Here is a 1,307-nt window from a genome sequence, read left to right as displayed (position 1 = left end):
TGAAGTGTCCCAGGTTTTGTTCCGTTTGAGTAGATGGGAAAATCTGGAATACGCCAAGAAAATTTGATCAGGATGCGAAGGACCGCGTCGTTCGCTTGGTGGAGGATCGCATCCTGGCAGAGAACATGTCGATGCAGGCTGCGTGCCAGGCAGTGGCGCCGAAGCTGGGCGTGTCATGGCATACTGCTCGGCAATGGACACAAGCTGCTCGTCGCGACGGTCGTATTGCCGAGCCGTTGCCCGAAGACCTCGTGGCAGAGGTAGCCAAGCTTCGGCGTGAGAATCAAGAACTTCGCGACACCAACGAGCTGTTAAAGGCCGCGTCGGCTTTTTTCGCATCGGAACTCGACCCAAAACGTCGGAAATGATCCAATTCATCGATAAATACCGGAATCATTTCACCGTCGAGTTCATCTGCACGACGTTAAACACACACCGTGTTGGCGGCTTCCTTACCTCTCGTGGGTACCGCCAATCTAAGGCTCGGGGATTAAGTGTCCGTAGCCTTCGCGACGCCGCCCTAGTAGAGCGCATTACCGAAGTTCATAAACAAAACTACGGTGTCTACGGGATTCGCAAAATGTGGCACGCGCTGCGCCGTGAAGGAATCGACATTGGACGTGAACAGACCGCGCGTCTGATGCGCCTTGCAGGGGTTTCTGGCAAAGGTAAAGGCCGGTCTCCCGTGACGACACATAAGCCCAAGGGACCCGATACTCGCCCCGACTTGGTGAGTCGTGAGTTTCGAGCCTGTGGGCCTAATCGGCTATGGGTGGCAGACATTACCTATGTGCGCACCAGAAAAGGGTTTGTGTACGCCGCCTTCGTGACGGATGTGTTCTCCCGGAGGATCGTCGGCTGGGCGTTGTCTGACTCGATGCGCACCGAAGCGTTGCCGTTGCAAGCACTCAATCAAGCCATTGTGTGCGCCAAGAAGACCACCGGTCTAGTTCACCACTCGGATCACGGCTCGCAATATGTGAGCATTATCTACAATGAGCGTCTTGCTGAGCATGGAATTATCGCGTCGACCGGTACTATTGGTGACTCTTATGACAATGCACTGGCTGAAAACGTCAACGGTTCCTACAAAAACGAGCTGATTCATACCAGGTTGTGGACCGACGTGGTTGATGTTGAGATTGCCACGTTTGAGTGGGTGAATTGGTGGAACGAGTCAAGGCTCCACCAGAGCCTGGGCTACCGCACGCCGGCTGAAGTAGAAGCCGAATTTTGGGAACACCACCCCAGTCGAGAAATAATGGAAATCAAGGCACAAGCCTAGGAACAAAACCCAGGACACTTCA

At 54.1% G+C, this 1,307-nt stretch carries 1 protein-coding gene; it reads left to right on the top strand.

Going from position 1 to position 1,307, the window contains the following annotated elements:
* Window positions 1-41: 41 nt before the first annotated feature.
* Window positions 42-1,285, top strand: a protein-coding gene (locus HMPREF2975_RS10210; RefSeq protein WP_413772600.1) for an IS3 family transposase whose coding sequence is annotated in 2 segments (ribosomal slippage) — window positions 42-339 and window positions 339-1,285 — 1,245 coding nt in all. Because the reading frame shifts where the segments join, the coding sequence is not laid out codon by codon here.
* Window positions 1,286-1,307: the final 22 nt, after the last annotated feature.

Origin of the sequence: Actinomyces sp. HMSC065F12 (assembly GCF_001814535.1) — a bacterium.
Lineage (GTDB): Bacteria > Actinomycetota > Actinomycetes > Actinomycetales > Actinomycetaceae > Pauljensenia > Pauljensenia radingae_A.
This window is presented reverse-complemented; position numbering and strand designations above follow the sequence as displayed.